The 3,384-nt window shown below is 70.6% G+C and carries 3 protein-coding genes and 2 pseudogenes; all 5 read left to right on the top strand.

Annotated features, from left to right (window positions below; genetic code table 11):
• Positions 1-197 (top strand): annotated as a pseudogene (locus tag HF519_RS29670) (IS110 family transposase); the annotation flags it as partial.
• 16 nt (positions 198-213) lie between these two features.
• A pseudogene (locus HF519_RS29665) lies at positions 214-404 on the top strand (integrase core domain-containing protein); the annotation flags it as partial.
• A 10-nt stretch (positions 405-414) separates the two neighbouring features.
• Complete coding sequence (locus HF519_RS32085) at positions 415-1,122, top strand: B3/B4 domain-containing protein (protein ID WP_169416262.1); 708 nt, start codon at positions 415-417, stop codon at positions 1,120-1,122.
• A 32-nt stretch (positions 1,123-1,154) separates the two neighbouring features.
• A complete protein-coding gene (locus HF519_RS30740; protein ID WP_211170770.1) occupies positions 1,155-1,343 on the top strand; it encodes a hypothetical protein in 189 nt (62 codons plus the stop codon).
• 330 nt (positions 1,344-1,673) lie between these two features.
• A complete protein-coding gene (locus HF519_RS29650) occupies positions 1,674-2,507 on the top strand; it encodes an SCO6745 family protein (RefSeq protein ID WP_246245429.1) in 834 nt (277 codons plus the stop codon).
• Positions 2,508-3,384: the final 877 nt, after the last annotated feature.

The following is a 3,384-nucleotide window of genomic DNA, read 5'->3' as shown; positions in this document are numbered from 1 at the left end:
GACAGGCCAACTACGCCCTCTACATCCTCGCCGTCACACGCATGGCCTGGCACGCGCCGACGCGCGCTTACCTCGCCCGTCGCACCGCCGAGGGCAAGACCAAGAAGGAGATCATCCGCTCCCTCAAACGACACATAGCCCGCGAGGTCTACAAGCTGCTCACCCAGCCACAACCGGCGGCACCGCTCACGGGTTGACACCCATAGGAGCTTCGGCAAGATCGAACGCTTCCACCGCACCCTGCTCGACGATGGGCCTACGCCCGCCCCTACCGGACCGAGTCCGAGCGTCGAGCCGCCCTACCCGGCTGGCTGCACTTCTACAATCACCACCGCGGACACACCGGAATCGGCGGCCATCCACCCGCCAGCCGCGTCCCCAACCTGTCCGGGCAGAACACCTAGTCTTCCGCACGTGTTCCGCTACGACCCCGCCGTCCTGGAGCGGTACCCGGCGATCCACGCCGGGATCGTCGCCGCGTCCCGGCTGACCAATGGATCGACGCCGCCCGCGCTGCTGGAGCGCTACCGCGCCGCCCAGCGGGACGTCGCGCAGCGGCTCGCGACCACGCCGATCGCCGAGCTGCCGTCCATCGCGGCCTGGCGCCGCGCGTTCGCGGCGTTCGGGGCCAAGCCCACCCAGTACCGCAGCGCCCCCGAGGCACTGCTGCGGCGGCTGACCAAACAGGGCGACATCCCCTCCATCAACACCCTCGTCGACCTCGGCAACCTGGTGTCGATCCGGTACGCGCTGCCGGTCGCCGTGGTCGACCTCGCCGGGATCGACGGCGGCATCACCGTCCGGTTCGCCACCGGCACCGAGCGGTTCACCGACCTCGGTGCGGCCGAAGCCGGCGCACCGGAGCCCGGGGAGGTGGTGTTCGTCGACCGCGCCGGCGTCGCCTGCGCCCGGCGCTGGTGCTGGCGGCAGAGCGCCCAGAGCGCGACCCGGCCGACCACCACCCGGGCACTCGTCGTGGTCGAAGGGCTGCACGACGACGCCGAGGCCGACGTCGCCGCCGCGACCACCGAGATCACCGCGCTGCTGGCCGAGTTCCAGCCCGCCGCCGCGACCACCGCGCACGCCCTCTCCGCCCAGCACCCCGCCACCGTGCCCACCTGAACCGAACCGGGCACCAGCAGGGCCACCTTCAGATGACATCCGGGCAGGTCGCAGCAGCTGGCGTCGAAACCGCTGATCGACGACAAGGCACCGAGGACATCGTGAAAAGCGGTCTGCACATCGCGGATTTCACCTACCCCTCCGGCCCGGCGGGGCCGGCCGACGACCTGACCCGCATTGCCACCGCCGCCGAGGAGGCCGGGTTCCGCGCGTCAGCGTGATGGACCACGTCTGGCCGCCGGCTCGGCACGTGGGCGAGTAGCACCTCCCTACCGAACGTGCAGGTAGTACATGCTGGCCCCCAGGAGACCGAACCCTGAACCCGCGGATCAAGAGGCGGCCGGATCACGTATCATCTGGCCTCTACCAGCGACGATGCCCCCGGCGTGGGTCACTGACGCCACCTCAACCACACCACGCGACGGTATTTCGCCCCACGGATGGCCCCACACCAGGACGACGGACGCTGTCAGTCGCGCGTCGCCCCAGGGGTTGCGTCGGTTGTCCGGCGGAACCGATGAGTCCGAGGCGCTCGCCGAGTCGGATCAGTCATGCACACCACGAGAACCGCCCGCCGCATGTTCGGGCTCCTCGAGCCGATCTGCCTGGTCACCTACCTCGCCGACGAGTCCAACGAAGAGCTGGCCGCGCTCGGCCACCGCACCTACTGGGACGGCTACTTCGCCAGCCGCGCCGCGCCACTGGGACGGGTGCCGGCACAGGTCGTGCACGCAGCCTTCTACAGCTTCGCCGACGGGGAGGCTGCGCGGCACATCCCGAGCGCGTGGGAGACCATCCCGCCGGAGACCTCCTTCGCCGCGTGGCAACGGGGCAGCGCGGCCTCCGTACGGCGGATCCTCGGCGCGGCGCTGGCCGAGTCCCCCGGCCTGGCGCGCGCCGCCGACCTGACCACCAAGGCCGCGACGAGCGCGCCCACGCAAGGTCGGGTGATGTACGCCGGATGGCGCACCCTTCCAGTGCCCAGCGACCCGGTCACCCGGCTGTGGCACTCCGCGACCATGCTGCGCGAGCACCGCGGGGACGGGCACGTCGCCGCCCTCCTCGCAGCGCACATCGGCGGTGCGGAGGCCCACGTGCTGTCCGCGCTGGAGATGGGCATCCACCCGCCGGAATCCTTTGGGCGCCTCCACCACCTGCCGAAGCAGCGGCTGGCCGAGGTCATGGACGGGCTGCGCGAGCGCGGGCTCGTCGACACCGACGGCTGGTTCACCGACGCCGGCCGCGACACCAAGCACCGCGTCGAAGCCCTCACCGACGAGCTCGCCGCCCCGCCGTACGACGCCCTCTCCGCCGCCGAGCTCGCCGAGCTGATCGCCGAACTCGAGCCCATCACCGCGGCACTGGTCGCTGCGGGATCGCGCTGACGAACAACGACCGGGCGGACGATCGGACAGGTGCTCGACGATGCTCAGACCTGAAGCCGGAGGTCAGGATCGAACTGACGACCTACCGCTTACAAGGCGGGCCGTCCGCATCCACCACGGCCCCTACCTGCAACTACTGCCACGCCCGCTGCCTCTCCCGCCACCGTGGACCGCATGAGGTGCCTTAGGTTCGTGTCGCGTCCCGTGTCACGCCGCTGTGGTTCGGGCTGTCGTCGGTCCCCTCGGATGGGACAGGGTCGGACGCTAGACCTCCTGTCGTCGTGCCAGATCGACTGCGTATACGACGCTGGACCGGACGGCTTCGCCAGAGCAAAGGGCTGAGTAGCGTCTGACCTTGCGCCGGTGGCAGGGACCGCTTCGGCGCCCGTCAACCATGTCGCCCTGCCCGCGGAGATCTTCGGGCCGCCCCGTCTGGCGTTGGTCCCGGGTGGGCGGCCGTCCCGCCACGTTGCGCAGAGACGAGGGCAAGAAGGCGGGAGGACCCCAGAATGACCATCCGGTCGCCGTCATGCCGCTGCCGGTTGGAGGCCCTCATGATCAGCCATGGCGATCAGGCGGCTTCTGTCAGGGCCGCCCGGCGAACCTGCACACCCCTGCGGTGAAGGATCGAGCGGGGCTACCCGGACTGCCACTGCCGGACGGAGCAGAGCCGAGGGTGGGGCTTCGAGGCCGATCACCCGGAGGAAGACGTCGCTGATCGCGGGCTCTTGGCCGGCCACGGCCATGAGATGGGCAAGGTAGGAGTTCATAACTGCCGAGGCGCGTGTCCGCGGGCCGTCGATGCGAGGGTCTTGCAGGTCGGATCCGATGGCGGTGTTCCATGCGGGTCGGAGCGCCGCGGCGGCGGTGCGATACC

Source organism: Pseudonocardia bannensis, from assembly GCF_012911875.1.
Taxonomy (GTDB): domain Bacteria; phylum Actinomycetota; class Actinomycetes; order Mycobacteriales; family Pseudonocardiaceae; genus Pseudonocardia; species Pseudonocardia bannensis.
Note: the sequence above shows the minus strand (reverse complement) of the source record. Positions and strands in the feature narration are given on the sequence as shown.